This window comes from Mesorhizobium sp. M1050, assembly GCF_040318715.1.
In the GTDB taxonomy this organism is placed as follows: Bacteria; Pseudomonadota; Alphaproteobacteria; order Rhizobiales; family Rhizobiaceae; genus Mesorhizobium.
Genome location: NZ_JAMYMV010000038.1, coordinates 36,556 through 63,166, shown reverse-complemented (window position 1 = coordinate 63,166; position 26,611 = coordinate 36,556). Strand labels below are relative to the sequence as shown.

Below are 26,611 nucleotides of genomic sequence, written 5' to 3'. Positions count from 1 at the left end.
ACCAAATTATAAAACACCCCCCGCCGCCACGACTCCCCCACCCGCCCCCCCCCCCCCCCCCCCGCCCCCCCCCCCACCCCCCCCCGGCGCGGCCCCCGCGGGGGGGGGGGGGGGGGGCCCCCCCCCCCCACCGCTGATGCCTGAGCCGGGGCCCGCCAGACGCGAGGGGCTTCCGCTCCTGGCCTTCGTCGCCATCATCGTGCTGGCAGGCCTGGCGCATCTGACCGGAGCACCAATCTTCATCAGCGTCGCATTGCTGGCAACCGGCCTTGCCGGCATTGGCTTGCATCTGCACTCGATGCGGAGCGAACACCGCACCGCTGCCCTTCTTGACGAAACCACCGCCCGCAGCCGCGCCGAGATCGAGACGCTGGCCGATCGCATGTGGGAAATGCAGGAGAGCGATGAGCGCTTTCGCGGCCTGATCGATGCGCTCGGCGACCTCGTCATTCATCGCAACCGCGACGGCTACATCGTCTATGCCAATAGGGTCTTCGCCGATCTCGTCGAAACCGATCAGCGCGACCTTGCAGGCAAGACCCTGGCGGAACTCGGCATCGAGGTCGGCATCGTCCCTGATGCCGCCTTTTCCGATCATGAATGCCTGAGTTCCACCGATGTCGCCATCAATACGCCCAGCGGCCCGCGTTGGTTTTCGTGGATCGAACTATCGGTGCGCGACAAGGACAGCGGCGCCGTTTCGCATCGCGCCATCGCCCGCGACATCACCGCCCGCAAACGCGCCGAATCCTCGCTGATCACCGCACGCGAACGGGCCGAATACGCCAGCCAGGCCAAATCGCGCTTCCTCGCCACCGTCAGCCATGAAATTCGCACGCCGATGAACGGCATCATGGGCATGGCCAGGCTGCTGGCGGACACCAGCCTGTCGCCGGAGCAGCAGACCTATGTCGGCGCCGTCTCGACCTCAGCCAGCGCATTGCTTGCCCTGATCGAGGATCTTCTCGACTACTCCAAGATCGAAGCCGGGCGCTTCGACCCGGAGCCGCAGCCGATGTCGGTGCGCGAGATCGCCGACAACATCATCGAATTGCTGGCCGCGCGCGCCTTCGCCAAGGATATCGGGCTGGGCTGCTATGTCGAACCCGACGTGCCGCAGTTGATCACTGCCGATCCGGGCAGGGTCAGGCAGGTGCTGCTCAACCTTATCGGCAACGCCATCAAGTTTACCGACAGCGGCGGCGTGTTGGTGAGCGTTGCGCGTGTGCGCACCGAAACCACCGACCGCATTTGCTTCACCATCGCCGATACCGGTCCGGGCCTGCACGATGAGGATCTGGACCGCATTTTCGAGGAGTTCGAGCAAGCCGACGGCACGTCGACGCGTGCGCATGGCGGGGCCGGTCTTGGCCTTGCCATCTCCAAACGCCTAGTGGCCGCCATGGGCGGCACGATCTCGGTGTCCAGCCGGATCGGCCAGGGATCCGAGTTCGTCTTCGAGATCCCGGCGATAGCAGCCACCGAGGCACAGCAGGGCCGCCAAAACGCGCTTTCGGGCAGGCGCGCGGTGATCCTTTCGAAAAACGCTGTCGAGGCTGATGCCATCGCCCGCACCATCCGCGCCAATGGCGGCGCGGTCGACCTCGCCACCACCGCCGCGCAGGCCGCACCCTTCGCCGCCGGCTGCGATGCGCTTCTGGTCGATGCGGCCATGGAAGAAAGCGACGGAAGGCTGCTCAAGCGCCTGCGCTTGAGCGGTTTTTCCCACTGCGAGGCCATCACGCTGATCGCGCCGACCGACCGCGGCATGCTCGGCGAGTTCCGCGCCAGCGGCTACGCAACTTTCCTGGCCAGGCCGGTGCGTGGCGGAACGCTTCTGCGGGTGCTGTTGAGCAGCCATGCCCCAAGCCTCACCCAGCCGCAGCTGGAAAAGCGTGGCGAGCCGACACTTCGCACCGTCAGCAACCGACAGAGGGGCCTGTCGGTGCTGATCGCCGAGGACAATGACATCAACGCCATGCTGGCCCGCGCCACGCTGTTGAAAGCCGGGCATCGCGTCAAAGTGGTCGGCAATGGCAAGGCCGCCGTCGAGGCTGTCACGGGCGCCGGGCACAACCACCGCTTCGACGTGGTTCTGATGGACCTGCACATGCCGGTCATGGACGGACTGGACGCGATTGCCGCCATCCGCCGCCATGAGGAAGAAACCGCAATGTCGCCGGTGCCGATCATGGTACTGTCGGCCGACAGCCAGGAAAAGACCCGCCATGCGGTGTTGGCTCATGGCGCCAGCGGCTTTGTCACCAAGCCGCTCGACCCTGAGGCGTTGGTCAATGCCGTCGAGGGACAGGTCGTCGCAGCCTGAGTTTTTCACCGTCCAATCCGCGCCACGCGCTCAGGTAACGCAGTCGGTTGATCGCATTCGCCAGCCGACGAAGTATTGCCCGCAAGGCCGCATCACGGTACTGTCACAATCCTGTTGCACCTACACCGTATCCCCGTGCCAAGAGGGATGGCTCGAAGGAGAATCACTCGTGCATACAGTTATGCCGGAATGTGACACTCGGCCGAACGCCAGCAGCGCGCTGCTTGCCGGACGTAATGCCGATTGCGTCATGAAGGGCGCAGCACTGGGCCGTATAGGTAATCTCGAAGTGCGACTCGCTCGCAACGAAGCCGAGATCGCGGCCGCGCAGGAAGTGCGCTACCGGGTGTTCTACGACGAACTTGGCGCCAGAAAAGACCTGTTCCAGACCCATGACCGCCGTGATGCCGACCGGTTCGACCCGCTCTGCGACCATCTGCTGGTTTTGGACACCACGCTTTCCGGCCCCGAACATCGCCGCATCGTCGGCACCTATCGGCTGCTGCGGCAAGAAATCGCGGCCACCGCCGGAGGGTTCTATTCGGAAGGTGAATTCGAGCTGACCAAGCTCATCGCCCGTCACCCCGGCCAGCGTTTTCTCGAACTCGGCCGCTCCTGCGTTTTGCCGGAATACCGCTCAAAGCGCACTATCGAGGCATTGTGGCAAGGCATCTGGGCTTACATCAACCACTACGAAATCGGTGTGATGACCGGTTGTGCTTCCTTCCACGGCACGGTGCCGGCGGCGCATGCCGAGGCACTCACCTACCTCGCCCACCATTGCCGAACGAATTCGGCCTGGGATGTGCGCGCGGTGTCCGGGCGCTACTGCTCGATGGACCTGATGCCGATCGAGGCGGTCAACACCAAGGCTGCGATCGCGGCGATGCCGCCCTTGGTCAAGGGCTACCTGCGCGTTGGCGCCCGCATCGGCGATGGCTGCGTCATCGACCGCGAATTCTCGACGGTCGACGTCTTCGTCGTGATGCCGGTCAAGGAAATCGGCGCCCGCTACGTCAACTATTATGGCGGGGAAGCCCAGCGCTTCGCGGCGTGATAGCGAATAGCGAATAGCGAATAGCGAATAGCGAATAGCGAATAGCGAGAACTACGCCGCAATCCTGCGGGCTGCTATCCCTATTCGCTACTCCCTATTCGCTATTCGCTCCTTCACGGAATATCTTCCGGGCGCCGGCCGGGTCGGCTCTTGTAGGACGGAAACGACCAGCCGAATTTGAGCGCGCCGCCACGCACAAGGAACGCCGCAGCAAAACCGGCGAGGTCCGAAGTGAGCGGCGGCAGCCCGGCAAGATCGCCAAGTGTATAGAGGCCGGCACCGGCAAGGGCTGCTGTGACGTAGATTTCGGGCCTGAGCAGCACCGATGGCTCGCCAGCCAGGAGATCGCGCAGAATGCCGCCGGAGGTGGCTGTGAGCACGCCGGTGATGACGGAGACGACCGGCGAACCGGTAATCGCCAGTCCCTTGGCGGCGCCCATCACCGAAAAGGCGGCGAGCCCGATGGCGTCGAGCCAGAGCAGCCATTTCCAGCGCGATTCGACGCGATGCGCGCCGAAGAAGACCAGCGCGGCAACCACGGCGCAGATCAGCACATAGCTGGAGTTGGCGACCCAGAAAACCGGCAGGTTGAGGATGACGTCGCGAAGCGTGCCGCCGCCTATCCCGGTGACGCTGGCCAGGAACAGGAAACCGATGATGTCGAGTTGTTTGCGCGAAGCCGCAAGTGCCCCGGTCGCGGCGAAGACGGCGACACCGGCATAGTCGAGAAGCGCGATGGGGTTCATGAAGCGAACAATGAAAGAGTGAGTAGCGAATAGCGAGTAGCGAATAGCACGAAGCCGCGCAGCAACTCTTGCGTATTTCCTATTCGCTACTCGCTACTCCCTATTCGCTTGTCCGTTCAGGCGTCTTTCTCAGCCTGCTCGTTCACCGGTCCCGGCTCGACCGGCGCTTCAGCGGCGGCAAACTTCGGACCGCCCTTGGCGACGCCGACCATGGCCGGGCGCAGAACCCGCTCGCCGATCGAATAGCCCGGCTGCACGACCTGGACCACGGTGTTGGCCGGAACATCCGGATTGGGCACTTCAAACATCGCCTGATGGAAATTGGGATCGAACTTCTCGCCTTCAGGGGCGAGCTTCTTGACCCCGTGCCGTTCCAGCGCCGACAGCATGGCGCGCTCGGTCAAGTCGACGCCTTCGATCAACGCCTTGAAGCCGGCGTCACCCGAGGCCTTGGCCTCGGCCGGAATCGCGTCCAGCGCACGGCGCAGATTGTCAGAGACCGACAGCATGTCGCGGGCGAAATTCGCAACCGCATACGTGCGCGCATCGTGCACGTCGCGCGCCGTGCGTCGACGCAGGTTTTCCATTTCGGCCGCCACGCGCAGTGCGCGGTCCTTCAATTCTTCATTTTCCTTCAGCAGCCGCACAAGGGCTTCATAGTCGCCGTCGATGCTGCCTTCCGTGCGCTCGGCATTGGCCTCGGTCGCCTCGACTTCATCGGGCGCGCGTTCGTCTTTTGCCTGGTCGCTCATCGCCATTTCCCGTCAATCTCGAATGATATGGATTTTGAGCCCGATATCGAGGTTTGGCGGCCAAAAATCAAGGGGTAAGCAATTGTGGACGTCGTCGGCCAAGCCCGCACAATGACCCATGACATTTCGATCTTAATTCAAATTTTACCCTAAGCGCTGGCATTGCTTGCCACAAATGCGTGATGCTGGAACCATTCTCTTGCTGGAGGAGTTTCGAAGCCGACATAGGATTTTGAGATGACGACCCGCAAAAAGGCCGAAAAGACGGAACGGCTCGCCGCCGAGGTCAGACGCCAGTTTGGCGCCGAGGCGGTCAACCGCTTTATGCGCACCTTGCCCGCCTTCCGCACCGAGGGCGATATCCCTGACCGATTCAGAAAACTGCTCGACCGCCTCGATGGAGCGGAGAAAAGTGACGTCGGCCGGCGCCGGCGGTAACGCGACCGCCAATCTTAGCAGCAAACCTCGGGGTCCCCGAATGATCTTGAGAGCCCGCCACTCGGAGGGAGAACCATCAAGCGGGTGAGCTGCGGTTGCTCGACCGACAGGCCACGCGACAATTACGCGCAGTAATTTCGCGTGATCTTTGCTTGCGGCGGGGAGGCACCCCGCCTATGCTTCGTGATGAACATGATTTCCCCTGAGGCGGTCGCTAACAGCAAGCGCGCCTGGCTGAAAATTCTCGCTCGCTACAAGAAGCCTGACAGGCGGCGCAGCGCTGTCGAACTCGCCATCACACTCATTCCATTCGCCATTCTCTGGGGACTGTCCTCGGCGTCCTACGCCTATGGCCATTGGTGGGGTCTGATGCTGATCCTTCCCGCGGCCGGGTTTCTGGTGCGCATCTTCATGATCCAGCACGATTGCGGTCACGGCTCCTTCTTTGCCAATCGCTATGCGGACGACTGGATCGGCCGCGCGCTCGGCATTCTGACGCTGACGCCCTACGACTGCTGGCGGCGCGCTCACGCGACGCACCATGCCACCGCCGGCAATCTTGACGAACGCGGCATGGGCGACATCAGGACGCTCACCGTTGCCGAATACCGGCAGATGTCATGGCGAGGCCGCCTTGCCTATCGTCTCTATCGCCACCCGCTGGTGATGTTCGGGCTCGGGCCGATCTGGCTGTTCATCTTCGAGCAGAGGCTGCCTGTCGGCATGATGCGAGGCGGCCTGACGCCTTGGGTGTCGTCGATGACCACCAATCTTGGCATCGCGATTGCTGCAGCCCTCCTCATCTGGTTCGTCGGCCCTGGCGCGTTCCTGGTGGTCCATCTGCCGATCGTCATCCTCGCCGGTTCGGCGGGCATCTGGCTGTTCTACGTCCAGCATCAATTCGAGGAAACGGAATGGGCAAAGGACGCCGACTGGGAATTCCAGCACGCCGCCCTGCATGGCTCATCCTACTACGATCTGCCGCCGGTGCTGAACTGGTTAACCGGCAATATCGGCGTCCATCACGTCCACCACCTCTCGGCCAAGGTTCCGTGCTACCGGCTGCAGGAAGTGCTGCGGGATTATCCGGAACTGCGCGGCATCGGCCGCGTCACGCTGCTCGAAAGCCTGCAATGCGTCAAACTGGCGCTGTGGGACGAGAATCGCCGGAAACTGGTGTCGTTCCACGAGGCACGGGCGGCGGCCTAAGCAATTCCGGGAAAAGTGTGAAACGGGTTTTCCCGGGAAAAGCGCATTGCCACTTTCCCCGGGGAATTGCGCCAAAACAAAAAATAGAACGACCGCCGCGCTGTTCGCGCGGCAGCCTTAGAAATTCCGGATCAGGCCGCCTGGCGCTCGTCGCGCATCAGTATCTCGCCATGGCGGATCTCCGTGCCCAGCACCTTCAGGCATTCGCGGATGAAGTTGGAGAGGCCCGGCCAACCCTTGGCCGAAACGAGATTGCCGTCGACATGGGCGCCGGTCGGCGCGACATCGATATAGATACCGCCAGCGAGCGTCACTTCCGGCTCGCAATAATGCAGCGCGGCAACTTCCCGGCCCCGCACCACACCGTCGACAGCGATCAGTATCTGCACGCCATGGCAGATGGTGAAGATCGGCTTGCCGGCCTCGTGGAAATGCCGCACCAGCGCCTGCACCCGCTTGTCGATGCGGATGTATTCCGGGCCACGCCCACCCGCCGCATAGACGGCATCGTATCCGGCTGGGTCCACCTCGGAGAACGTCTTGTTGAGAATGTAATCGTGGCCGAGCTTTTCGGTGTAGGTCTGGTGGCCCTCGAAGTCGTGCAGCGACGTTTTCAATATGTCGCCCGCCTTCTTGTCCGGACAGACGACATGGACCGTATGGCCAACCGCATGCATTGCCTGTTCAAACACGAAAATCTCATATTCCTCGCTGAACTCGCCAACGAGCATCAGTATCTTCTTGCCAGCCATTCCCGGTTCCTCCCTTGTGGCCATGTTTATTTCGGATCACGAAATAATGGTCCTATCCTAAGGTCAGGACGGCGGAAGGGAAAGCGTAAATCGCACAATTGGTAAGACCAGTTGATGTCTATCGTGATCAGCATCGCCGCAGTACCGTTCGCAGAAAGCGAAAACGGCATTGTTGGTTCGACCAGAATTTCAGGCAGCCGCCTTGATCATATCCGCCGCCTTTTCGGCGATGGCCGGCCCGGCAACAGCGCAATGACGCCTGCCGGGCACGGATCAGGCGGAACCGCCGCCGGCAATGACATAGTCGAAAACCATGCTCTCCTCCTCGCACCCGGCGGATATTTCCGTACGGATAGTCGCAGAGAAGCCCGATCGGAGCCGATGTAAAGACGTCGGGAATTGCCGTTGCGTCAGCTGTTGCGAGCGCGCCGCCAGGAATATTTCGACCCCTTCGGCTCCGGCACGGCGGCTGGCTGGTAGTAAAGCCCCAACCCGCCGGTGCGGCCCTCCTCCAGCCGCTTCAACAGCACCGGATTCGAAATTTCGAACTCATCGAAGCCGAGTCGCAGCATATGCGGCAACTGGTCGACCAGCACCTGCCCGGTGGCCCGCACAGCGCCTTCGAAACCATAACGGCTGCGCAGCAACTCGCCCTTGGAGAACGAGCGGCCATCGCTGAAGGCCGGGAAGGCCAGTGCCACCAGAGAGAGTTGGTCGAGCAGGTCGGCGATCTTCTCGAGTTGATCGCCCGGCTGCAGCACGACGCCGAGCCGTTCCTTGGCCGAGCGGCGCACCTCCGGCTCGAGATCGAGAAACGCCTGCAGCGGCAGGATGAAGCGGCCATTGCCGGAAAGCGCGTCCGCGTTTTCGGCATGAGCCCACTCATCCTCGCGAAAACCCTCAGGGGTCCAGAGCCGGATCTCCGGTGTCGTCGGTTCAGTCATCAAAATTCCTAAGATTCAAGGAAGCTTAAGGTGCGTTGAGTTCAGGTCAGGCGATGCCGAAATGGCGGCTTCCGAGAACCGGAGCGGAGCGTACTTGAAGTACGTGAGCACCGGAAGCGCAGGAAACCGCCTTTTGCAGGCCGGTCTTACCTGAATATCAACATACCCTAAAGCGATGCGTCGGTCAGCGACACTTCCAGCCCCGACAGGTGAATGCCGCACTCGGTCTTGGCATGGCCAGCCCAGCGGCCGCTGCGCGCGTCCTCGCCCGGCTGCACCGGCTGCGTGCATGGAAAGCAGCCGATCGACAGATAGCCATAAGCAACCAGCGGATTTTCGCGCAGCGCATGCGCGCGCATATAGTCGGCCTGGTCCGATGTCGTCCAGTGCGCCAGCGGGTTGATACGGATGCGCGGACCGACGGCCTCGAACACCGGAAGCGCTGCCCGTGTCGCGGCCTGGAAGCGCTTGCGGCCGGTGAACCAGGCGCGGAAAGGTGCAACGCCACGCGCCAGCGGCTCGACCTTGCGTACGTCGCAGCAGGCATCGGTGTTGCTCTGATGCAGATTGCCCGTCGGATCGATCCGTTCGAGCGCCGCTTCCTCGGGCTTGATCACCCTTATATTGGTCAGCCCGAAATCGGCGGCAAGCGCGTCGCGATAGCCGAGCGTTTCCTCGAAATGCTTGCCGGTGTCGAGGAAGATGACAGGCAACGCCCGATCGATCTTGGCGATCATGTGCAGCAGCACAGCCGAATCCGCGCCGAACGACGACACCGCAGCGATCTCGTCGTGAAACAGGTCGCGGGCCGAGCGTTCGATGATCTCGAGCGGGTTCAGGTGACCGTAAAGCGCATCGAGTCCCGCCGCCTTGGCGGCGGCGCCATCGTCGACGTCGACTATGCGGTCAAGCGGCCTTGGCTTCGCCAGCATAAAGCGCCTCCTTGAACGGCGCGGGACCGACACGGCGGTAGGCGTCGATGAATTTCTCTTGTGGGTCTAGCCGCAGGCCGAGATACGTCTCGACGATCTGCTCGATGGCGTCGGTGATTTCTTCCGACGAGAAGCCGCGGCCGATGATCTCGCCGACCGAGGTGTTCTCATCGGCAGAGCCGCCCAGCGTAACCTGGTAGAGCTCGGACCCCTTCTTCTCGACGCCGAGGATGCCGATGTGGCCGACATGGTGATGACCGCAGGCATTGATGCAGCCGGAGATCTTCAGTTTCAGTTCGCCGATCTCGCGCTGTCGCTCCAACGAAGCGAAGCGGCGCGAGATTTCCTGTGCGATCGGGATCGAGCGCGCCGTGGCCAGCGCACAATAGTCGAGGCCAGGGCAAGCGATGATGTCCGATATCAGGTTGGAATTGGCCGTCGCCAGGCCAATGCCGACCAGCGCATCATAGACCGCCTTGAGGTCGGCGCGTGCCACATGCGGCAGGATCAGATTCTGCTCATGGCTGACACGCAGTTCGTCGAAAGCATATTTTTCGGCGATGTCGGCGACCGCTTCCATCTGGCTGTCCGAAGCGTCGCCGGGCACCTCGCCGATACCCTTGAGCGAGATCGTCACCGCCGCGTAGTCGGGATGGCGGTGCGTCACGACATTCTGGTCGAGCCACTCCGAGAACCCCTTGGAATCCAGTCGCGCCAGCTTGACCGCCTGGTCGCCTTCCGGCCGGTCGGTGAGCGCCGGCGGCGCGAAATAGGCTTGGATGGCGCGGATATCGGCTTCCGGCAGCTTCAGGTCGGCATCCCTCAACTCCCGCCACTCGGCCTCGACCTGGCGGGTGATTTCCTCGACGCCGGTCTCGTGGACGAGGATCTTGATGCGCGCCTTGTACTTGTTGTCGCGGCGGCCATAGAGGTTGTAAACGCGCAGGATCGCCGTGCAGTAGGACAGAAGGTCGGCTTCCGGCAGGAAGTCGCGGATCTTCCGGGCGACCATCGGCGTGCGGCCCTGACCGCCGCCGATATAGACGGCGAAACCGAGTTCGCCGGCGGCGTTTTTCTTCAGGTGCAGGCCGATGTCGTGGGTCTGGATGGCGGCGCGGTCGCGCTCGGCCCCGGTCACCGCGATCTTGAACTTGCGCGGCAGGAACGAGAATTCCGGATGCACCGAAGACCACTGGCGCAGTATCTCCGCATAGGGGCGCGGATCGGCGACCTCGTCGGCCGCGGCGCCGGCGAAATGGTCGGCGGTGACATTGCGAATGCAATTGCCGCTGGTCTGGATGGCATGCATCTCGACGCTTGCAAGATCGGCCAGGATGGCCGGAATGTCCGACAGCGCCGGCCAGTTGAACTGGATGTTCTGGCGCGTGGTGAAATGGCCGTAGCCCTTGTCGTATTTGCGAGCGATGTGGCCGAGCATACGCAACTGCTTGCCGTTCAGCGTGCCATAGGGCACCGCGATGCGCAGCATATAGGCGTGCAGCTGAAGATAGACGCCGTTCATCAGCCTGAGCGGCCGGAACTGGTCCTCGGTGATCTCGCCGGCAAGGCGGCGCTGAACCTGGTCGCTGAACTCGGCGACGCGGGCCTGCACAAAATCGTGGTCGAACTCATCGTAACGGTACATGCTTCGTCTTTCAGGGCGCGTCCGCCCATGCCTGGTGTCTTGTTAAGCTGCCCACGTCCGCTGCCGGGCAGCCTGCTTGCCGAGATCGTTGCGGATGGTCGGGCCGGCAGCGCGGATCTTTTCGCGAAGCCGCACCGGCTCGACGACGCCGTTGACGACGTCGACATCGATCAGATTGACATCGACCACTTCGTTGGCGGCATAGGCCTTGGCGCCGATCACCTCGAGGCGATCCTCGGCCAGCTTGTCATGGGCAATGTCGGCATGGTCCACCGTCTCGGCCCAGCCGCCATCGGCGTACCAGACGGCAATGCCGTCGGTCAGGCGGTTGGCGGTCAGAATCTTCATGACTGAACTCCTTCGGCGACCGAACTGGACGCACCTTCATGTCTGCGTGCCGCGAGCGCCTCGGACCGGTCAAAGTTGGCGCCGGCGACCGCGTCGCCGATGATGGTCATGACCGGGCCGGAAAGATCGGCGCGCGCTTCCAGCGACGGCAGGTCGGCAAGCGTGCCGTGGAACCGGCGCCGGTTGGCAAGGCTTGCATTCTCGACCACTGCTACCGCCGTATCCGGCGACAGACCGGCCTCGATCAGCCGGCCGGCAACTTCGGCCGCCACCGAGCGGCCCATATAGACGGCGACGGTGGCGCCCGAAATGGCGAGCTTGGCCCAGTCGGGTAGCGAATTGCCCTTGAGGTCGTGGCCGGTGGTGAACACCATTGACGAGGAAACACCGCGCAACGTCAGCGGCAATTCGAAATCGGCTGCGGCGGCGAATGCCGCGGTGACGCCCGGAACCACCTCATAGGCGATGCCGGCATCGCGAAGCGCTGCCATCTCCTCGCCGGCCCGGCCGAACACGAGCGGATCGCCCGACTTCAGCCGCACGACGCGCTTGCCTTCACGGCCGAGTTCGACCAGCAGTGCATTGATCTGCGCCTGGCTCTTGGTGTGGCAGCCCTTGCGTTTTCCGACCGGCAGACGCTCGGCATCGCGGCGACCCATGGCAACGACCGCCTCCGGCACCAGCGCGTCATGGACGATGACATCGGCTTCCATCAGCAGGCGATGGGCACGCAAAGTCAGAAGATCCTCGGCGCCCGGACCGGCGCCGACCAGGGCGATGTGGCCGCAGGCCGGCGCATCCGACAGCAGAAGATGGACAGCAGCGTCATGCGCCTGCGAAAGCTCGCCCGCCTCAGCCGCACGGGCAGGAGCACCAGCAAAGAAATCATTCCAGAAGCGGCGGCGGGCGTTGCCTCTCGGCAGCAGCTTTTCGGCGGCTCCGCGAAACGACGCCGCGAGCGTTGCCAGCGGCCCAAGCGCCGGCGACAGCATGCGGTCGATGCGGCTTCGCAGCATTTGGGCAAGCACCGGGCCTGCACCTTCCGTGCCGATGGCAATGGCGACCGGCGCGCGGTTGACCAGCGCGGGGGTGAAGAAATCGCAAAGCGCAGGCCGGTCGACGGCGTTGACCGGAATGCCGAGCCGGCGCGCATCCGTGGCCACGCGGCGATCGAGTTCCTCATTGCCGCTGGCGGCAAATACCATGACCGCACCTTCGAGCTGCGACGCGTCGTAAGCGGCGGCAAAATGGTGGGTGCCGGTCTGAGCGATGAAGGTCAAGAGATCGGGCTCGGCATGTTCCGCGATGACGCGCAAAACCGCACTCGACTGTCCGATCAGTCTTGCCTTGGCCAATGCCTCTTCGCCGCCGCCGACGATGGCCACGGCTTGGCCCTCGACCCGCATGAAGACGGGGAAGGCATTGAGTTTGGGAGCAATGTGCGGCATGGGCGCGAGCGGAATCCTGAACAGGCTTGCAGTTTTACGCGCGAGCGCGAGCAATCAGAAGGAACGCACTGGCGCATCGCCTGTCGGGATGCAATCGCTTTTCTGAATGCATCTCGGCCAAGAGAAAAATATTCCTCATCGGCAGGTGATGCGGATTCAAGCACCTGTCGCAGGCCTTGATTTCCAGCCGTATTAGCACCCGGCGAGCAGTGCCGCAAATCAGGTTTTTCTAAATTCTACCAGTTTAGTAGATTAAAGCCGCCGGCGCTGGATGCCCGGATGTCCAAGTTTATAGGGATGCTGGCGGGAACATTACCCCTGAGAGACGCGTTCCCAAAGGCCCATCGCGTCAGATCGCGAAACCCGGCCGCGGCACATCGCAAGATGCCGGGGCGACCCAAAGAGGAGCCTTGTCATGAGCACGATCAACCTGAAGCATGGCATCTGGGTTTTGGTGGCCGATGGCGAAAAAGCGCTTTTCCTGAGGAATGCCGGCGACAGCAAATATCCGAACCTCGAAGTCGTGCAGGAAATCGAACAGAACAACCCGCCCACCCGCGAGCAAGGCAGTGATAGCCCGGGCCGATACAATGATGGTCCCTCCGTACACCGCAGCGCGGTCGAGGAAACGGACTGGCACCGCATCGGCAAGGAGCGTTTCGCCGACGACATTGCTGACCGGCTCTACAAGCTCGCGCACAGCGGCCAGTTCAAGGAGATCGTGCTTGTCGCACCACCGATGGTGCTTGGGACAATGCGCAAGAAGCTGCACAAGGAAGTCGCGGACAAAGTGACCGCCGAAATTCCCAAGACACTGACCAACCACGCCCTATTCGAAATCGAGGCCTTGCTGCAGGCAGCCTGATCGCTGTGAGCAATTGCGCCGGACCGAGGCGGAATACCATCGAGGAAATTCAAATTGGGGCCGGCGGCTTCCTCAGCCGCCGGTCAAGCCTTTGCGGCCGCAGCGTCGATGTCATGGATTTGCGGGTTGCCTCGCCAACACCCGATCCGCCATATTGCGAACAGGCGGCGGCTTCGGCCGGTGTCCATCCGATATCGCTGGTTTTTGAAAGGCGCTCCATAGACAATGCCGCATGACACGCCCCTTATCGCTACCATCGTCGCCGGTCTGGGGCTGGCTTTCGTCTTCGGCGCTCTCGCCAACCGCTTCCGCATTCCGCCGCTGGTCGGTTATCTCGTAGCCGGCGTGCTGGTCGGGCCGAACACGCCCGGTTTCGTCGCCGATGCCAGCCTTGCCAACGAACTGGCCGAAATCGGCGTCATCTTGCTAATGTTCGGCGTCGGGCTGCACTTCTCGCTGAAGGATCTGTTGTCGGTGCGCGCCATCGCCGTGCCCGGCGCGATCGTCCAGATCGGCTTTGCAACAGCGCTCGGCGCCGGCCTTGCCTGGATGCTCGGCTGGTCGATGGGCGCAGGGCTGGTTTTCGGCCTGGCGCTCTCGGTCGCCTCGACCGTGGTGCTGCTACGCGCCTTGCAGGAACGCCGTCTGATCGAGACGGAGCGCGGCCGCATCGCCGTCGGCTGGCTGATCGTCGAGGATTTGGCCATGGTGCTGGCGCTGGTGCTGCTGCCGGCGCTCGCCGGCGTGCTCGGCGGCCAGGAGCAGGCGGACGCCCATGCAAGCGGCTTGCTGTCGCTACCGGACAACTACGGCATCTGGGGCGTCGTCGGCATCACGCTGGCCAAGGTTGCTGCTTTCGTCGTCGTCATGCTGGTGGTCGGCCGTCGGGTCATCCCCTGGATCCTGCACTACGTCGCCCACACCGGATCGCGCGAATTGTTCCGGCTGGCCGTGCTCGCAATAGCGCTCGGTGTCGCCTTCGGCGCGGCCAAGCTGTTCGGGGTCTCGCTGGCTTTGGGAGCCTTCTTCGCCGGCATGATCATGAGCGAATCCGAGCTCAGCCACCGCGCGGCGGAAGAATCGCTGCCGCTGCGCGATGCCTTTTCGGTGCTGTTCTTCGTCTCGGTTGGCATGCTGTTCGACCCGTTCAGCCTGACCAGCAATGGCTGGCCAATCCTGGCGACGCTGGCCATCATCGTCATCGGCAAATCTTTAGCGGCGTTCATCATTGTCGTTGCCTTCGGCTATCCCTTGGCCACCGCCCTGATGATCTCGGCAAGCCTTGCCCAGATCGGCGAATTCTCCTTCATCCTGGCAGAACTCGGCGTCGGGCTGAAATTATTGCCCGAACAAGGCCGCGACCTCATCCTCGCCGGCGCCATCCTGTCGATCGTCCTCAATCCGTTGATGTTCCTGGCCATCGACTGGATGAAGCCATGGCTGGAGCGGCGCGCCGCCAGGACGGCACCGCCGGTCGAGGCAAAGCCGGTCGGTCCGGCGACGGAACCGGGCCAATTGGCCTCCGTTGCAGCCACGACGAAAGGAGGAAACGGGCCGCCGGCCAGGACAGGTCTCACCAACCATGCCATCCTGATCGGTTATGGCCGCGTCGGCAGCCTCGTCGGTGCGGCGCTGAAACAGGCCGCCCTGCCCTTCCTCGTCGTCGAGGATGCCGACAAGACACTGGCCAGACTGAAAGCCGACGGCATAGAAACCGTCTCCGGCAATGCGGCCAACGTCGAAGTGTTCGCCGCCGCCAATCCCGAAGGGGCGAATCGACTGATCCTAGCCATCCCCAATGCCTTCGAGGCCGGACAGATCGTCCTCAGGGCACGCGCTGCCAATCCCGGCATCAACGTCATTGCCCGCGCCCATTCCGACGCCGAGATCGAGCATCTCAAGGGGCTCGGCGCCGATACGGTGATCATGGGCGAGCGCGAGATCGCGCGGGGCATTGTCGAAGAGGTGCTTGGCCACAAGCCGGAGGCGGCTGAACCGTCCACTGCCTAAGCCGCGCCGCCATGCTGCAAGACACTGCTTAGATATTTTGCCGGCGGCTTCCCAAGCGCCTTCTTGAACATGGTGATGAAGGCCGTGACCGACCCGTAGCCGAGATCGCCCGAAACCTGCTGCACGCTTGCACCCGAAGCCAATTCCCGTATTGCGACGATCAAGTGCAATTGCTGGCGCCAGCGCCCGAAGCTCAGCCCCGTCTCCTTCACCACGAGACGGGCGAGACTGCTCTCGCTGAGCGCAACGCGATTGGCCCATTCTGCCAGTGTGCTGCGGTCGGCAGGGTCCTGCGCCAACGCTTCGGCGACCCGCTTCAAGCGCGGCCTGGATGAGATCGGCAGATGCAACTGCTGGACAGGCATACGCGGCAGCTCGGTAAGCAGGGTCCTGGTCAAAAGCTCATCCCTCGCCTGATCGTCCTGCGCACCATCGGACAGCTCGATGATCAGTTCGCGCAGCAGCGGCGAGATCGAAAACGTGCAGCAGCGTTCCGGCAGATGGGCGGCTCCCGGCTCTATGTAGACGAAAAAAATCCGGGCATTGGCGGTCGCGACATTGCTGTGCTCCATGCCGCTTGGAATCCACACCCCGCAATGAGGCGGCACCATCCACAGGCCGCTTGGGACGTGGCATGTGATACCGCCTCCGAGCGCGAAGACGAGTTGGCCTTTGCGGTGCCGATGTGCGGGCACTTCCGCTCTGGTCTCGGGGACGTCGACGCGCACGGCAATCGCTGGCGCGGAAGGGTCATCCACATCGAAATCGAGCCAAGGGTAGCTGAGAGGCTGCTTCATGGTTGACGGCTTTTAGCGATCAATTGCCTTCATATCTAAATTATTCAAAGGCAAAAATCGATAGGGTCCACTTGCGAATGAGCGGTGCGTCCACCACGCAGCCATGAGGTATGAACCATGCTCGCCCTCGTCATCTCTTCCGACAGCGCGACCGGACTGAGGATCGCGGAGCTTGCCGAGCCTCAACCGACCCCGAACGAGGCGCTTGTCTCGGTCCATGCGAGCTCGTTGAACCGTGGCGAACTGCGCCTGCTTGCCATCCGTTCGAACGGCTGGATCCCGGGTCAGGACATCGTCGGGATTGTCGAACGGGCAGCAGCCGATGGCTCCGGGCCAGCCGTGGGCGCCCGGGTTGCGGCTCTGGTCGACCAGGCCGGATGGGCCGAACGGGTCGCCGTCCCAACCGACCGCCTCGCGGTCCTGCCGGATGAGGTCAGCTTCGTGTCCGCAGCCACGCTTCCGGTCGCAGGCACGACGGCGCTGAGGACTTTGCGCCATGGCGGCGACCTGGCCGGCCAGCAGGTCCTGGTCACCGGTGCAAGCGGTGCGGTCGGCCGTTTCCAGATCCAGATCGCCCGCGAGCAAGGTGCCTCGGTGACTGCGATCGCCGCCGCCCGGCACGCAGACGATCTGCGCGGCTTGGGAGCTATGCATGTGGTCGTGTCGATCGAGTTGGCTGAGGGGCCGTTTTCGCTGATCACCGAGTCGGTGGGCGGCGAAAGCCTCGCACACGCCATCGAACGCGTCGCACCTGGCGGGACCATCGTCATGTTCGGTTCGAGCAGCGGCGAACTCACGCCGGTCGGGTTCCGCCAGTTCGTTCCGGATCATGAGGGCGCGAGGCTTCAAACCTTTGCGTACTATACGTCAGGTCCAGGCATTGGCGCGGACATCGCCTCGCTGCTCGCTCTGGTCGTGGCTGGCCGGCTCGAAACGCGCGTGGCCCTTACCATCCCGTGGACAGACATTGCTCACGCCCTGGACGCACTGCGACAGCGCAGCTTCAGCGGCAAGGCCGTTCTCACCATAACAGGATGAGCACCCTGTTTTGTCACACGTGCTGGCCGCCATTGATGTGGATTTCCGAGCCCGTGACGTAGGACGCTTGCTGCGAGCACAGGAAGAAGATGATGTCGGCGACTTCCGCAGTGGTGCCAAGACGTCTGAGCGGAATGGTCTCGACGATCCTGTCCGTGCCCGGCGACAGGATCGCGGTGTCGATCTCGCCCGGCGCGATGGCGTTGACACGGATGCCGTGCGGGCCGAAATCATGTGCCATCTCCCGTGTTAGCGAGCCAAGTGCTGCCTTCGATGTCGCATAGGCGGTGCCGGCGAAGGGATGCACGCGGGTTCCGGCGATCGAGGTAACATTGACGATCGAGCCCTTGGCCGCCGCCAATTCCTTGAACAGGCCGCGAGCCAGCATGATCGGCGCGAAGAAATTGACCTGGAACACGTCGCGCCAGACATGCATCGGCGTGTCGATCGAGTCCATCCGGCTGTTGCCGTCCTTGAGCTTCGGCGAAATGCCGGCATTGTTGACCAGCGCGTGCAACTGGCCGCCATGCTCTTCCAGCCGGTGGCGGATTTCCGAGACGGCGATGCCGACATCCTCCTGATCGGCAAGGTCGACCTTGATGTGGTCCTCAGGCCCGGCCGGCCACGGGCAGTCCTCGGCGAAGGCCTGGCGCGAGCAGGTGATGACGCGCCAGCCTTCGCGCGAAAAACGCTTGACCGTGGCGTGGCCGATGCCGCGGCTGGCGCCGGTCAGCACGATGGTCTTTCTGGAGTCGAGTTCAGTCATTTGGGAGGTGTAGCCGAACCGCGTCGCGGAGGCGAGCGGCGAGTTGCCGCTCAGCCGCCAAGGAGATCGAGGATCGAGGTCTGCCGCTTCTTGCGCGGACCGCCAACTTCGCCTGGTGGCACCGGGTGCTTGATCGATGCGGTGGCGCCGTCGTCTTCCGGCATGGACAAGCCATCGGCATCGACGGTCTGGGCGGGACGGGCCGCGCGGACCGGCGCTGGCTGCTGGGCGACCGGCGCGGCTGGCCGCATCTGCGGCGCCTGCTGGCCGACCGGCGCGGAAGGAACCGGCGCCGGCGGGGTGTTGTTCGCCGACGGTATCTCATCGGGCACGATGGTGTTGGCCGGCGTCGATTTCCAGGTGCCGGGCAGCGGCCGCACCGGCACGCCCTCGTGGGCTGCGACCATGAATTCGTGCCAGGCCTGCGCTGGCAGCGCGCCGCCGGTGACTTTCTTCATCGGGCTGCCATCATCATTGCCGAACCACACACCCGTGGTGAGGTTGGCAGTGTAGCCGACGAACCAGGCATCGCGCGAATTCTGGCTGGTGCCGGTCTTGCCGGCCGATGGCCAGGCGAAAGCCGCTTTCCGGGCGGTACCGATCTCGACCGTACCCGTCATCATCGAGTTCATCATGCCGACGATCTCTGGCTTGACGACTCGCGGCGCACTCTCGCCCCCGCTGTCATAAAGCACCTTGCCCTCGGTGGTCGTCACGCGGCGGATGAAATGGATGTCAGGCTTGTAGCCGCCATTGGCAAAGGGGACATAGGCCGATGTCAGTTCCAGAGGCGTCACCTCCGACGTGCCCAGCGCGATCGAGGTGTTGGACTGCAGGTCGGACTGGATGCCCATGCGGTGCGCCGCCTCGACAACGGCGCCCGGCCCGACCTCCATGGTCAATTGGGCGGCGACCGAATTCAGCGATTTAGCCAATGCGGTTGCCAGCGTCACCTTGCCGAAATATTTGCCGTGGTAATTGTCGGGGGTCCAGTTGCCGATCCTGATCGGTGCGTCGTTGCGCACACTGTCGGGTGTTCGGCCGGCTTCAAGGGCGGCCATATAGACGAACGGCTTGAATGCCGAGCCCGGCTGGCGGCGCGCCTCGGATGCGCGATCGAACTGGCTGGTCGAATAGTCGTAGCCGCCGACCATGGCGCGCACCGCGCCGGAATCGTCGATCGACACCAGCGCACCCTGGCTGACGTTGAGCTTCTTGCCGCTTTCGTCGATCAGCCTGCGGATAGATTGTTCGGCGAGCTTCTGCAGGTTCAGGTCGACGGTGCTGTCGATGACGATATCGCTGCGCACGTCGCCTATCAGGTCGGGAAGTTCTTCCATGATGGTGTCGGCGACGTAGTTCTCCGACCCGGTCCAGTAGGACGGCGCGCGCGTTGCCGGCGCGCTCATCGCCGAAGTCAGCTCCTTGGCGCTGATCTTGCCCTCGTCGCGCATGGCGGCAAGCACCAGTTGCGAGCGCTCCTCGGCAGCCTTCGGATCGCGTGCCGGCGACAGCCGCGACGGCGCTTTCAACAGGCCGGCAAGCAATGCGGCTTCAGACAAGGTGACATCGCGCGCGCTCTTGCCGAAATAACGCCGCGAGGCCGCTTCGACGCCATAGGCGCCGGAACCGAAATAAACCCGGTTGAGGTACATTTCGAGGATCTGGTCCTTGGTATGCTTGTGCTCCAGCCAAAGCGCCAGCAGCACCTCCTGCACCTTGCGTTCCAGCGTGCGATCGGGAGTCAGGAACAGGTTCTTCGCCAATTGCTGGGTCAGGGTCGAGCCGCCCTGTGAGAAATGCCCGCCAATGAGGTTGGTCACCATCGCACGCGACAGGCCGATCGGGTCGATGCCGAAATGCGAATAGAAGCGGCGGTCCTCGATGGCGATGACGGCCTCGGGGATATAGGGCGACATTTCGTGCAGGCCGACGGCTTCGCCCCCGCTCATGCCGCGATTGGCGAGCAGTTGGCCATCCGCCGAGACGATCTTGATATTAGGCGCGCGGTCGGGGATCGACCATGTCGTCGCCGCCGGCATCTTGGCGCCGTAGTAGACGACGGTGCCGGCCACCGCGATGCCGCCCCAGATGGCAAGCACGAAGCACCAGTAGAACAGCCGGCCGAGCACCCCGAACAGGCCGCGCCGGCTTCCGCCGCGCTTGGCTCGCGACGATTTTCCTTTGGCCGGCTTGCGCTTTGCGGAGGCTTTGCGATTGCTCGGCACGACGCGATCCTCCTCATTCACCGAAAGACCCGCCGAGGATCGCGCCTGCGGCGGCCCCTCGAAACTGGGTTCGATGCGGCTATCTCTGCGGTTCGCCATGAGCTGTGCTTGATATCCCCGATGCCTATGGCATTCGGGTTGAAGAGTAGATGCGGCGATTTAAGGGCGGGTTAAGTCGAGAAAAATCGAGGCAATATGGATTCAATTGCACGCGGATCGTGTTGAATCGCGCATCAGCGCCGGCTGCGTGCGGCAGCAGGCGAAGGTCGGCGCCGGCCCAATGCCGTCAATTCTGCTGGACCGAAATACCTTTGTTGTCGATCTTGAGCTCGACCCCTTTCGGTTTGGTCTGCTCACGATAAAAGACGCCAAGCGGTTTTCCAGGAAAGCGCGCGGCGCTTTCCCTAGGGGATTGCATCAAACAAAGAGTTCAAGCAGCTCGCCGGTTTCCATGAAACGGTGAACTGCTCTAATCGTCGTCTTCGCTCGCGGCAGGCCGCCAGCTGGTCGGCTCAACCTTCTTTTGCGTATGACTGTCTGTGTAGACCCACCAGCCGTCATCGCGGTATTGAGCGATGGATTCGTTGATGACGCCGTCGCTGTCCTTCCACGTGATTGAGATCTTGGAGCCATCGGTCGGCGCGGTCGCTATCGGCTTTCTGTCCGTCAATGTCATCCCCTTTGAACCGGCGACGATGAGCCGACAAACGCGGCAGCCTTGCTTCCGGTTCCAAACCCGGCCATCGGCAGATGTCCGCGACTACCGTCAGCTATGGGCGAAGATATCCTCTTCGTCCCAGCCCATCAGATCGAGTTTGGCGCGCGTCGGCAGGAAGCGAAAGCAGGCATCGGCCTCCTTTGTCCGCCCATCTCGCGCCAGCCGCTCGGCCAGCACATCGCGCAAGCGGTGCAGATACAGCACATCGGATGCCGCATATTCGAGCTGTTCGGGCGACAGCGTTTCGGCCGCCCAGTCCGATGATTGTTGCGCCTTTGACAGGCCGACGCCGAGAAGTTCGAAACAGATATCCTTCAGCCCGTGCCTGTCGGTGTAGGTGCGGGTCAGCCGCGAGGCGATCTTGGTGCAGAAAACCGGCTCGGGCATCACGCCGAACGCGTTGTAGAGCACCGCGATGTCGAAACGGCCGTAGTGGAAGAGCTTGGTTATGCCGCGGCTCCTCAGCAGGCTGACGAGGTTCGGCGCCTTCTTCTGGGCGGGCGCGATCTGGATGACGTCGGCCGAGCCGTCGCCGGGCGAAATTTGCACCACGCACAACCGATCACGATGCGGGTTGAGCCCGAGCGTCTCGGTATCGATAGCCACCGCGCCGACATTGTAGTGCGATAGATCGGACAGGTCATTCTTGTGGAAACGGATGTCGGCCATTGTGTTCTCCGGTCGAACCTACAGTCTCAGGCGTCCTTTAACGGCATAGGACGCCGAGAGCTATGATGTTGGCTCGTCCTCGCCGCAATCCGCTGAAAAATCAACAGAAAGTTGATTTTCATGCCGTCAGCGTGATTTTCTCGCCACTCAGCGTGTCAGCGCATCGAGAATCCGCGCCCACGAGCGCTGGCCCTTATGGAAGGAGCTGAGCTCGTATTTCTCGTTGGGCGAATGAATGCGGTCGTCGTCGAGGCCGAACCCGACCAGCAGCGATTCCATGCCGAGATAGGTTTGAAAATCGCCGACCACCGGGATCGAGCCACCGCTGCCCGTCGTCACTGCTGGCTTCGGCCATTCGTCGGACAGCGCATTCTTGGCCTTGGCCAGGAACGGCGAGTCATAGGAAAGCTGGATTGCCGGCGAGCCGCCATGCGGGTGGAATTCGACCGAACAGTCGGCGGGGATGCGCTCCTGGACAAACTTCTGGAACGCGGCGCGGATTTTCTTCGGGTCTTGTTTATGGACAAGGCGAAACGATACCTTCGCCGAGGCTTCCGCCGCGATCACCGTCTTAAAGCCCTTGCTAGTGTAGCCGCCGATAATGCCGTTGAACTCGGCCGTCGGACGCGCCCAGGTCAATTCCAGCACCGAGCGACCCTTTTCGCCCGACGGGATCGACAGGCCGACGGGCCCGAGGAACGTCTCGGCCGTCTCGCCAAGCGTCTCCCATGATTTCAGGATCTGCGACGGCGTTTCCTCGACGCCGTCATAGAAACCGGGAATGGTGATATGACCGTCCTTGTCGTGGATATCTGCCAGTAACCTGGCCAGGATGCGGATAGGATTGGCGGCAGCGCCGCCATAGAGGCCGGAATGCAGGTCGCGGTCGGCGGCCTTCACCGTGATCTCCTCGCCGACCAGCCCGCGCAATCCGACGCAGATCGACGGTGTGTCACGGTCCCACATGCCGGTATCGCAGACCAGCGCGAAATCGGCCTTGAGCTCGTCGGCATTGGCCTCGAGGAACGGCTTCAGCGACGGCGAGCCGGACTCCTCCTCGCCTTCGAACAGGATGGTGATGCGGCAGGGCAGATTGCCGTGCACCTGCTTCCAGGCGCGGCAAGCCTCGACAAAGGTCATCAACTGGCCCTTGTCGTCGGCCGAGCCGCGTCCGGTGATCACTTTTTGATCCGGTCCGACCTCCTTGATCGCCGGCGCGAACGGATCGCTTTCCCACAGTTCGATCGGGTCGACCGGCTGCACGTCATAGTGGCCATAGAACAGCACATGCGGTGTATCAGCCGGACCGTCGTGGTGCGCAACCACCATCGGGTGTCCGGGCGTGTCGCGCACGCTGGCGTCGAAGCCGATCAGCTTGAGCTCCGCCACCAGCCATTCCGCCGCCTTGCGGCAGTCGGCGGCATAGGCCGGATCAGTGGAGATCGACTTGATCCTGAGCAGGCCGAACAGGCGTTCGAGACTCTGGTCGAGATTCATGTCGAGACGGTCGAGGACGGGGGAAACTGCAGACATGTGTGAAGCCTTTCGATTCAGAACCGGAACCGTAAAGGCAGGACAGGAAAACGAAAAGCCCATTGGACCACGGGCTGCAAATGTCTGTCCGAGGTAAAAAAAGACCGCCGTGGTGGAGGGGGAGCCACGGCGGCCTTCTACTCGAAACGTTGCGGCAGCCCGGAGAGGGGGGATAGGCTGCCGCAGTTGTCCGGGATAGGCGGGGGACGGGCCTTGCTCCGGACTCGGCGAAAATTGCCGATGCGCTGTATCTGTGTCTTTGAACATGGCGATTCAAGGGCACGAAGATTACAGTTTTGTAACATGGCCGTGATTGGGCCGGAGCGGGTCTGTCAGGGTGTTGCCGGAACCGGTATCTGAAGCCGCCTTTGGCATGGACCAAGCCGCCGCGCCGCGCTATCCCTGCCGACATGAAAAAAGGCGATCATCTCTTCCTTGTCGACGGCTCCGGCTACATCTTTCGTGCCTATCACGCGCTACCGCCGCTGACCCGCAAATCCGACGGCCTGCCGGTCGGCGCCGTTTCCGGCTTCTGCAACATGCTGTGGAAGCTGGTCCTCGACGCCCGTAACACCGATGTAGGCATTGTGCCGACGCATTTCGCCGTCATTTTTGACTATTCGTCGAAAACCTTTCGCAATGACCTCTACCCCGAATATAAGGCCAACCGTTCGGCGCCACCGGAAGACCTGATCCCGCAATTCGGCCTGATCCGCCAGGCAACCAGGGCGTTCAACCTGCCTTGCATAGAAACCGAAGGCTATGAGGCCGACGATCTGATCGCCACCTATGCCAGGCTCGCCTGCGAGGCCGGAGGCGACACCACCATCATCTCCTCCGACAAAGACCTGATGCAGCTGGTCGGCGACACGGTCGGTATGTACGACCCGATGAAGGACCGCCAGATCGGCATTCCCGAGGTCATCGAGAAATGGGGCGTACCGCCGGAAAAAATGGTCGACCTGCAGGCGCTGACCGGAGATTCGGTCGACAATGTGCCTGGTGTGCCCGGCATCGGGCCGAAGACGGCAGCACAGCTGCTGGAGCAGTTCGGCGACCTCGACACCCTGCTCGCCCGCGCCGGCGAGATCAAGCAGGACAAGAGGCGCGAATCGATCATCGCCAACGCCGACAAGGCACGTGTTTCGCGTCAGTTGGTGACGTTGATGAACGACGTGCCGGTGGCCGCGGGGCTGGACGACTTCGTGCTGCACCCGCCGGACGGCCCAAAACTGATCGGCTTCCTCAAGACCATGGAATTCACCTCGCTCACCCGCCGCGTGGCGGAAGCGACCGGCACCGAGGCAGGTGACGTCCAGGCCGTCGCGGTGACAGTTGAGCGCGCCGATTATGCCCATGGCCCGGATGTCGGGGCCGGAGTGCCAGCTGTTGCCCGAGCCGAGTCCGGCGCCGAGCCTGGCCAGGCCGGCGGAGCGGCAACGACAGAAACGTCAAAACAAGGCGACACCCCTTCTCTGCTCGCCGCATTGCGGCTGGAGAGCGCGGCCACCCGCAAGATCGATACGTCAGCCTATCACTGCATCCGCGATGTCCCGGCCCTGAAAGCCTGGATCGCGGAGGCCATGGAGACCGGCCGTGTCGCTTTCGACGTCAGGGCGACGTCGGCCGATCCGATGCAGGCCGAGTTGATCGGCATGTCCATCGCCACGGCGCCCGGCCGCGCAGCATACATTCCCTTTGCCCACAAGAGCGGCAACGGTGACCTGCTCGGCGGCGGGATGCTCGAAAACCAGATCTCCGTTCGCGAGGCACTGGCCGTGCTAAAACCGCTGCTCGAGGACAAGTCGGTTCTCAAGATCGCGCAGAACCTGAAATACGATCTCGTCGTCATGAGCCGTTATGGCATCGATGTCGCGCCTTTCGACGACACCATGCTGATCTCCTACGTGCTCGACGCCGGCACCCCGCATGGTCACGGCATGGACTCGCTTGCAGAGAAATGGCTCGGTCACACTCCGCTCCAGCTCAAGGACGTGACCGGTTCGGGCAAGGGCTCCGTCGGTTTCGATCAGGTCGACATCGGCAAGGCGACCGCTCACGCCGCAGAAGACGCCGATGTGACACTGCGGCTCTGGCTGGTGCTTAAGCCGCGGCTTGCCGCCAAGGGGCTTGTATCGGTCTATGAGCGGCTGGAACGGCCGCTGGTGCCGGTGCTGGCACGCATGGAGCAGCGCGGCATCTCGGTCGACCGTCAGATCCTGTCGCGACTGTCGGGCGAACTGGCGCAGGGCGCCGCTCGCCTCGAAGAGGAAATCTATCAGCTCATCGGCGAGCGCATCAACATCGGTTCACCAAAACAGCTCGGCGACATCCTGTTCGGCCGCATGGGCCTGCCCGGCGGCTCCAAGACCAAGACCGGCCAGTGGTCGACCTCGGCGCAGCTTCTCGAAGACCTCGCTGCCGAAGGCCATGAACTGCCGCGCAAGATCGTCGACTGGCGCCAGCTGACCAAGCTGAAATCGACATATACCGATGCGCTGCCAGGCTTCATCCACCCCGACACCAAACGCGTCCACACTTCCTACGCGCTGGCTGCGACGACGACGGGGCGCCTGTCATCCTCCGATCCGAACCTGCAGAACATCCCGGTGCGCACCGCCGAAGGCCGAAAGATCAGGACCGCCTTCATCACCGACAAGAGCCATCGGCTGGTCTCGGCCGACTACAGCCAGATCGAGCTGCGGGTCCTCGCCCATGTCGCCGAAATACCGCAACTGCGGCAGGCCTTCGCCGACGGCGCCGATATCCACGCCATCACCGCGTCGGAAATGTTCAACGTGCCGGTCGAAGGCATGCCTTCGGAAGTCCGCCGCCGCGCCAAGGCGATCAATTTCGGCATCATCTACGGCATTTCGGCCTTCGGCCTCGCCAACCAGCTGTCGATCCCGCGCGAGGAAGCCGGCAACTACATCAAGAAATATTTTGAGCGCTTCCCGGGCATTCGCGACTATATCGAAGAGACCAAGGCCTATGCCCGCGAGCACGGCTTTGTCGAAACGATCTTCGGGCGCTGCATCCATTACCCGGACATAAGATCGTCCAATCCCTCCCTCCGCGCCTTCAACGAGCGCGCCTCGATCAACGCCCGCCTGCAAGGAACCGCCGCCGACATCATCCGCCGTGCCATGATCCGCATGGAGGAGGCGCTGGTAAAAGCAGGCCTTTCGGCTCGCATGCTGTTGCAGGTGCATGACGAACTGATCTTCGAGACGGTCGAAGCCGAAGTCGAGGCAACGATCCCGGTTGTCCGTCACGTCATGGAGAATGCGGCGATGCCGGCGGTGTCGATGTCGGTGCCGCTGCATGTCGACGCGCGGGCGGCGAACAACTGGGACGAGGCACATTAGATTCTTGAAAATGCTTCACGGC

Annotated in this window: 23 protein-coding genes; 9 read left to right on the top strand and 14 right to left on the bottom strand. The window is 62.9% G+C overall.

Going from position 1 to position 26,611, the window contains the following annotated elements:
• The first annotated feature begins 136 nt into the window (after positions 1-136).
• A complete protein-coding gene (locus NKH57_RS20455) occupies positions 137-2,326 on the top strand; it encodes an ATP-binding protein (protein ID WP_352946653.1) in 2,190 nt (729 codons plus the stop codon).
• A gap of 181 nt (positions 2,327-2,507) precedes the next feature.
• Complete coding sequence (gene olsB / locus NKH57_RS20450) at positions 2,508-3,383, top strand: l-ornithine N(alpha)-acyltransferase (protein WP_023760756.1); 876 nt, start codon at positions 2,508-2,510, stop codon at positions 3,381-3,383.
• Positions 3,384-3,496: 113 nt separating this feature from the next.
• On the opposite strand, the gene NKH57_RS20445 is transcribed toward olsB, so the two are convergent.
• Both NKH57_RS20445 and grpE read right to left on the bottom strand, forming a co-directional pair.
• Entirely contained in the window at positions 3,497-4,129 is a 633-nt protein-coding gene (locus NKH57_RS20445; RefSeq protein WP_023760757.1) for a trimeric intracellular cation channel family protein, read from the bottom strand.
• A gap of 116 nt (positions 4,130-4,245) precedes the next feature.
• A complete protein-coding gene (gene grpE / locus NKH57_RS20440; RefSeq protein ID WP_023760758.1) occupies positions 4,246-4,881 on the bottom strand; it encodes a nucleotide exchange factor GrpE in 636 nt (211 codons plus the stop codon).
• A 237-nt stretch (positions 4,882-5,118) separates the two neighbouring features.
• On the opposite strand from grpE, the gene NKH57_RS20435 reads away from it, so the two are divergent.
• Together NKH57_RS20435 and NKH57_RS20430 are read left to right on the top strand one after the other, a co-directional pair.
• Complete coding sequence (locus tag NKH57_RS20435; RefSeq protein WP_352599419.1) at positions 5,119-5,319, top strand: hypothetical protein; 201 nt, start codon at positions 5,119-5,121, stop codon at positions 5,317-5,319.
• A 186-nt stretch (positions 5,320-5,505) separates the two neighbouring features.
• Positions 5,506-6,528 carry a fatty acid desaturase gene (locus NKH57_RS20430; RefSeq protein WP_352599417.1) on the top strand — a complete coding sequence of 341 codons (1,023 nt, stop codon included), beginning with the start codon at positions 5,506-5,508 and terminating at the stop codon, positions 6,526-6,528.
• A 131-nt stretch (positions 6,529-6,659) separates the two neighbouring features.
• Here NKH57_RS20430 and NKH57_RS20425 read toward each other — a convergent pair whose 3' ends face one another.
• Positions 6,660-7,280, bottom strand: coding sequence for a DJ-1/PfpI family protein (locus NKH57_RS20425; RefSeq protein ID WP_136618515.1), 621 nt, complete (start codon positions 7,278-7,280; stop codon positions 6,660-6,662).
• A 114-nt stretch (positions 7,281-7,394) separates the two neighbouring features.
• On the opposite strand from NKH57_RS20425, the gene NKH57_RS20420 reads away from it, so the two are divergent.
• Positions 7,395-7,667 (top strand): hypothetical protein, encoded by a 273-nt coding sequence (locus NKH57_RS20420; RefSeq protein WP_023760762.1) that lies wholly within the window; start codon positions 7,395-7,397, stop codon positions 7,665-7,667.
• A gap of 23 nt (positions 7,668-7,690) precedes the next feature.
• Here the strand turns inward: NKH57_RS20420 and NKH57_RS20415 are convergent, their stop codons facing one another.
• The 5 genes from NKH57_RS20415 to cysG all read right to left on the bottom strand — a co-directional run bounded on the left by NKH57_RS20415 (position 7,691) and on the right by cysG (position 12,597).
• Positions 7,691-8,224, bottom strand: coding sequence for a DUF934 domain-containing protein (locus tag NKH57_RS20415; RefSeq protein ID WP_023760763.1), 534 nt, complete (start codon positions 8,222-8,224; stop codon positions 7,691-7,693).
• A 167-nt stretch (positions 8,225-8,391) separates the two neighbouring features.
• On the bottom strand, positions 8,392-9,156 hold the full coding sequence (locus tag NKH57_RS20410) for a phosphoadenylyl-sulfate reductase (RefSeq protein WP_352946648.1): 765 nt from the start codon (positions 9,154-9,156) through the stop codon (positions 8,392-8,394).
• Positions 9,131-10,801: a nitrite/sulfite reductase gene (locus NKH57_RS20405; RefSeq protein WP_352725078.1), complete on the bottom strand. Its 1,671-nt coding sequence runs from the start codon at positions 10,799-10,801 to the stop codon at positions 9,131-9,133. Before NKH57_RS20405 ends, NKH57_RS20410 begins: the two co-directional genes overlap by 26 nt.
• Before the next feature lie 42 nt (positions 10,802-10,843).
• Positions 10,844-11,149, bottom strand: coding sequence for a DUF2849 domain-containing protein (locus NKH57_RS20400; protein WP_352946646.1), 306 nt, complete (start codon positions 11,147-11,149; stop codon positions 10,844-10,846).
• Entirely contained in the window at positions 11,146-12,597 is a 1,452-nt protein-coding gene (gene cysG / locus NKH57_RS20395) for a siroheme synthase CysG (protein ID WP_352946644.1), read from the bottom strand. Before cysG ends, NKH57_RS20400 begins: the two co-directional genes overlap by 4 nt.
• 415 nt (positions 12,598-13,012) lie before the next feature.
• On the opposite strand from cysG, the gene NKH57_RS20390 reads away from it, so the two are divergent.
• Entirely contained in the window at positions 13,013-13,462 is a 450-nt protein-coding gene (locus NKH57_RS20390; RefSeq protein ID WP_023760768.1) for a baeRF12 domain-containing protein, read from the top strand.
• Positions 13,463-13,687: 225 nt separating this feature from the next.
• Positions 13,688-15,472, top strand: coding sequence for a cation:proton antiporter domain-containing protein (locus tag NKH57_RS20385; RefSeq protein WP_352946642.1), 1,785 nt, complete (start codon positions 13,688-13,690; stop codon positions 15,470-15,472).
• On the opposite strand, the gene NKH57_RS20380 is transcribed toward NKH57_RS20385, so the two are convergent.
• Complete coding sequence (locus NKH57_RS20380) at positions 15,469-16,269, bottom strand: AraC family transcriptional regulator (RefSeq protein WP_352946639.1); 801 nt, start codon at positions 16,267-16,269, stop codon at positions 15,469-15,471. The two genes, NKH57_RS20385 and NKH57_RS20380, sit on opposite strands and share 4 nt — an antisense overlap.
• 117 nt (positions 16,270-16,386) lie before the next feature.
• Here NKH57_RS20380 and NKH57_RS20375 point away from each other — a divergent pair, with 117 nt between their 5' ends.
• Positions 16,387-17,307, top strand: a complete 921-nt coding sequence (locus NKH57_RS20375; protein WP_352946637.1) for a zinc-binding dehydrogenase — start codon at positions 16,387-16,389, stop codon at positions 17,305-17,307.
• A 13-nt stretch (positions 17,308-17,320) separates the two neighbouring features.
• On the opposite strand, the gene NKH57_RS20370 is transcribed toward NKH57_RS20375, so the two are convergent.
• The 5 genes from NKH57_RS20370 to NKH57_RS20350 all read right to left on the bottom strand — a co-directional run bounded on the left by NKH57_RS20370 (position 17,321) and on the right by NKH57_RS20350 (position 23,221).
• Entirely contained in the window at positions 17,321-18,073 is a 753-nt protein-coding gene (locus NKH57_RS20370; protein ID WP_023760772.1) for an SDR family NAD(P)-dependent oxidoreductase, read from the bottom strand.
• A gap of 50 nt (positions 18,074-18,123) precedes the next feature.
• Positions 18,124-20,400 carry a transglycosylase domain-containing protein gene (locus NKH57_RS20365; RefSeq protein ID WP_352946634.1) on the bottom strand — a complete coding sequence of 759 codons (2,277 nt, stop codon included), beginning with the start codon at positions 20,398-20,400 and terminating at the stop codon, positions 18,124-18,126.
• A 370-nt stretch (positions 20,401-20,770) separates the two neighbouring features.
• On the bottom strand, positions 20,771-20,971 hold the full coding sequence (locus NKH57_RS20360) for a hypothetical protein (protein ID WP_023760775.1): 201 nt from the start codon (positions 20,969-20,971) through the stop codon (positions 20,771-20,773).
• Between the two features lie 96 nt (positions 20,972-21,067).
• Complete coding sequence (locus NKH57_RS20355) at positions 21,068-21,688, bottom strand: ribonuclease D (RefSeq protein ID WP_352946632.1); 621 nt, start codon at positions 21,686-21,688, stop codon at positions 21,068-21,070.
• Positions 21,689-21,835: 147 nt separating this feature from the next.
• Positions 21,836-23,221 (bottom strand): M20/M25/M40 family metallo-hydrolase, encoded by a 1,386-nt coding sequence (locus NKH57_RS20350; RefSeq protein WP_352946629.1) that lies wholly within the window; start codon positions 23,219-23,221, stop codon positions 21,836-21,838.
• 410 nt (positions 23,222-23,631) lie between these two features.
• Between NKH57_RS20350 and polA the strand changes: the two genes are divergently transcribed.
• Entirely contained in the window at positions 23,632-26,589 is a 2,958-nt protein-coding gene (gene polA, locus NKH57_RS20345) for a DNA polymerase I (protein WP_352946659.1), read from the top strand.
• Positions 26,590-26,611: the final 22 nt, after the last annotated feature.

Excerpts from the sequence above, each read along its gene's own strand:
- NKH57_RS20455 (WP_352946653.1), top strand. The coding sequence starts at position 137 with ATGCCTGAGCCGGGGCCCGCCAGACGCGAGGGGCTTCCGCTCCTGGCC.
- olsB (WP_023760756.1), top strand. The coding sequence starts at position 2,508 with ATGCCGGAATGTGACACTCGGCCGAACGCCAGCAGCGCGCTGCTTGCC.
- NKH57_RS20445 (WP_023760757.1), bottom strand. The coding sequence starts at position 4,129 with ATGAACCCCATCGCGCTTCTCGACTATGCCGGTGTCGCCGTCTTCGCC.
- grpE (WP_023760758.1), bottom strand. The coding sequence starts at position 4,881 with ATGAGCGACCAGGCAAAAGACGAACGCGCGCCCGATGAAGTCGAGGCG.
- NKH57_RS20435 (WP_352599419.1), top strand. The coding sequence starts at position 5,119 with ATGACGACCCGCAAAAAGGCCGAAAAGACGGAACGGCTCGCCGCCGAG.
- NKH57_RS20430 (WP_352599417.1), top strand. The coding sequence starts at position 5,506 with ATGAACATGATTTCCCCTGAGGCGGTCGCTAACAGCAAGCGCGCCTGG.
- NKH57_RS20425 (WP_136618515.1), bottom strand. The coding sequence starts at position 7,280 with ATGGCTGGCAAGAAGATACTGATGCTCGTTGGCGAGTTCAGCGAGGAA.
- NKH57_RS20420 (WP_023760762.1), top strand. The coding sequence starts at position 7,395 with ATGTCTATCGTGATCAGCATCGCCGCAGTACCGTTCGCAGAAAGCGAA.
- NKH57_RS20415 (WP_023760763.1), bottom strand. The coding sequence starts at position 8,224 with ATGACTGAACCGACGACACCGGAGATCCGGCTCTGGACCCCTGAGGGT.
- NKH57_RS20410 (WP_352946648.1), bottom strand. The coding sequence starts at position 9,156 with ATGCTGGCGAAGCCAAGGCCGCTTGACCGCATAGTCGACGTCGACGAT.
- NKH57_RS20405 (WP_352725078.1), bottom strand. The coding sequence starts at position 10,801 with ATGTACCGTTACGATGAGTTCGACCACGATTTTGTGCAGGCCCGCGTC.
- NKH57_RS20400 (WP_352946646.1), bottom strand. The coding sequence starts at position 11,149 with ATGAAGATTCTGACCGCCAACCGCCTGACCGACGGCATTGCCGTCTGG.
- cysG (WP_352946644.1), bottom strand. The coding sequence starts at position 12,597 with ATGCCGCACATTGCTCCCAAACTCAATGCCTTCCCCGTCTTCATGCGG.
- NKH57_RS20390 (WP_023760768.1), top strand. The coding sequence starts at position 13,013 with ATGAGCACGATCAACCTGAAGCATGGCATCTGGGTTTTGGTGGCCGAT.
- NKH57_RS20385 (WP_352946642.1), top strand. The coding sequence starts at position 13,688 with ATGCCGCATGACACGCCCCTTATCGCTACCATCGTCGCCGGTCTGGGG.
- NKH57_RS20380 (WP_352946639.1), bottom strand. The coding sequence starts at position 16,269 with ATGAAGCAGCCTCTCAGCTACCCTTGGCTCGATTTCGATGTGGATGAC.
- NKH57_RS20375 (WP_352946637.1), top strand. The coding sequence starts at position 16,387 with ATGCTCGCCCTCGTCATCTCTTCCGACAGCGCGACCGGACTGAGGATC.
- NKH57_RS20370 (WP_023760772.1), bottom strand. The coding sequence starts at position 18,073 with ATGACTGAACTCGACTCCAGAAAGACCATCGTGCTGACCGGCGCCAGC.
- NKH57_RS20365 (WP_352946634.1), bottom strand. The coding sequence starts at position 20,400 with ATGGCGAACCGCAGAGATAGCCGCATCGAACCCAGTTTCGAGGGGCCG.
- NKH57_RS20355 (WP_352946632.1), bottom strand. The coding sequence starts at position 21,688 with ATGGCCGACATCCGTTTCCACAAGAATGACCTGTCCGATCTATCGCAC.
- NKH57_RS20350 (WP_352946629.1), bottom strand. The coding sequence starts at position 23,221 with ATGTCTGCAGTTTCCCCCGTCCTCGACCGTCTCGACATGAATCTCGAC.
- polA (WP_352946659.1), top strand. The coding sequence starts at position 23,632 with ATGAAAAAAGGCGATCATCTCTTCCTTGTCGACGGCTCCGGCTACATC.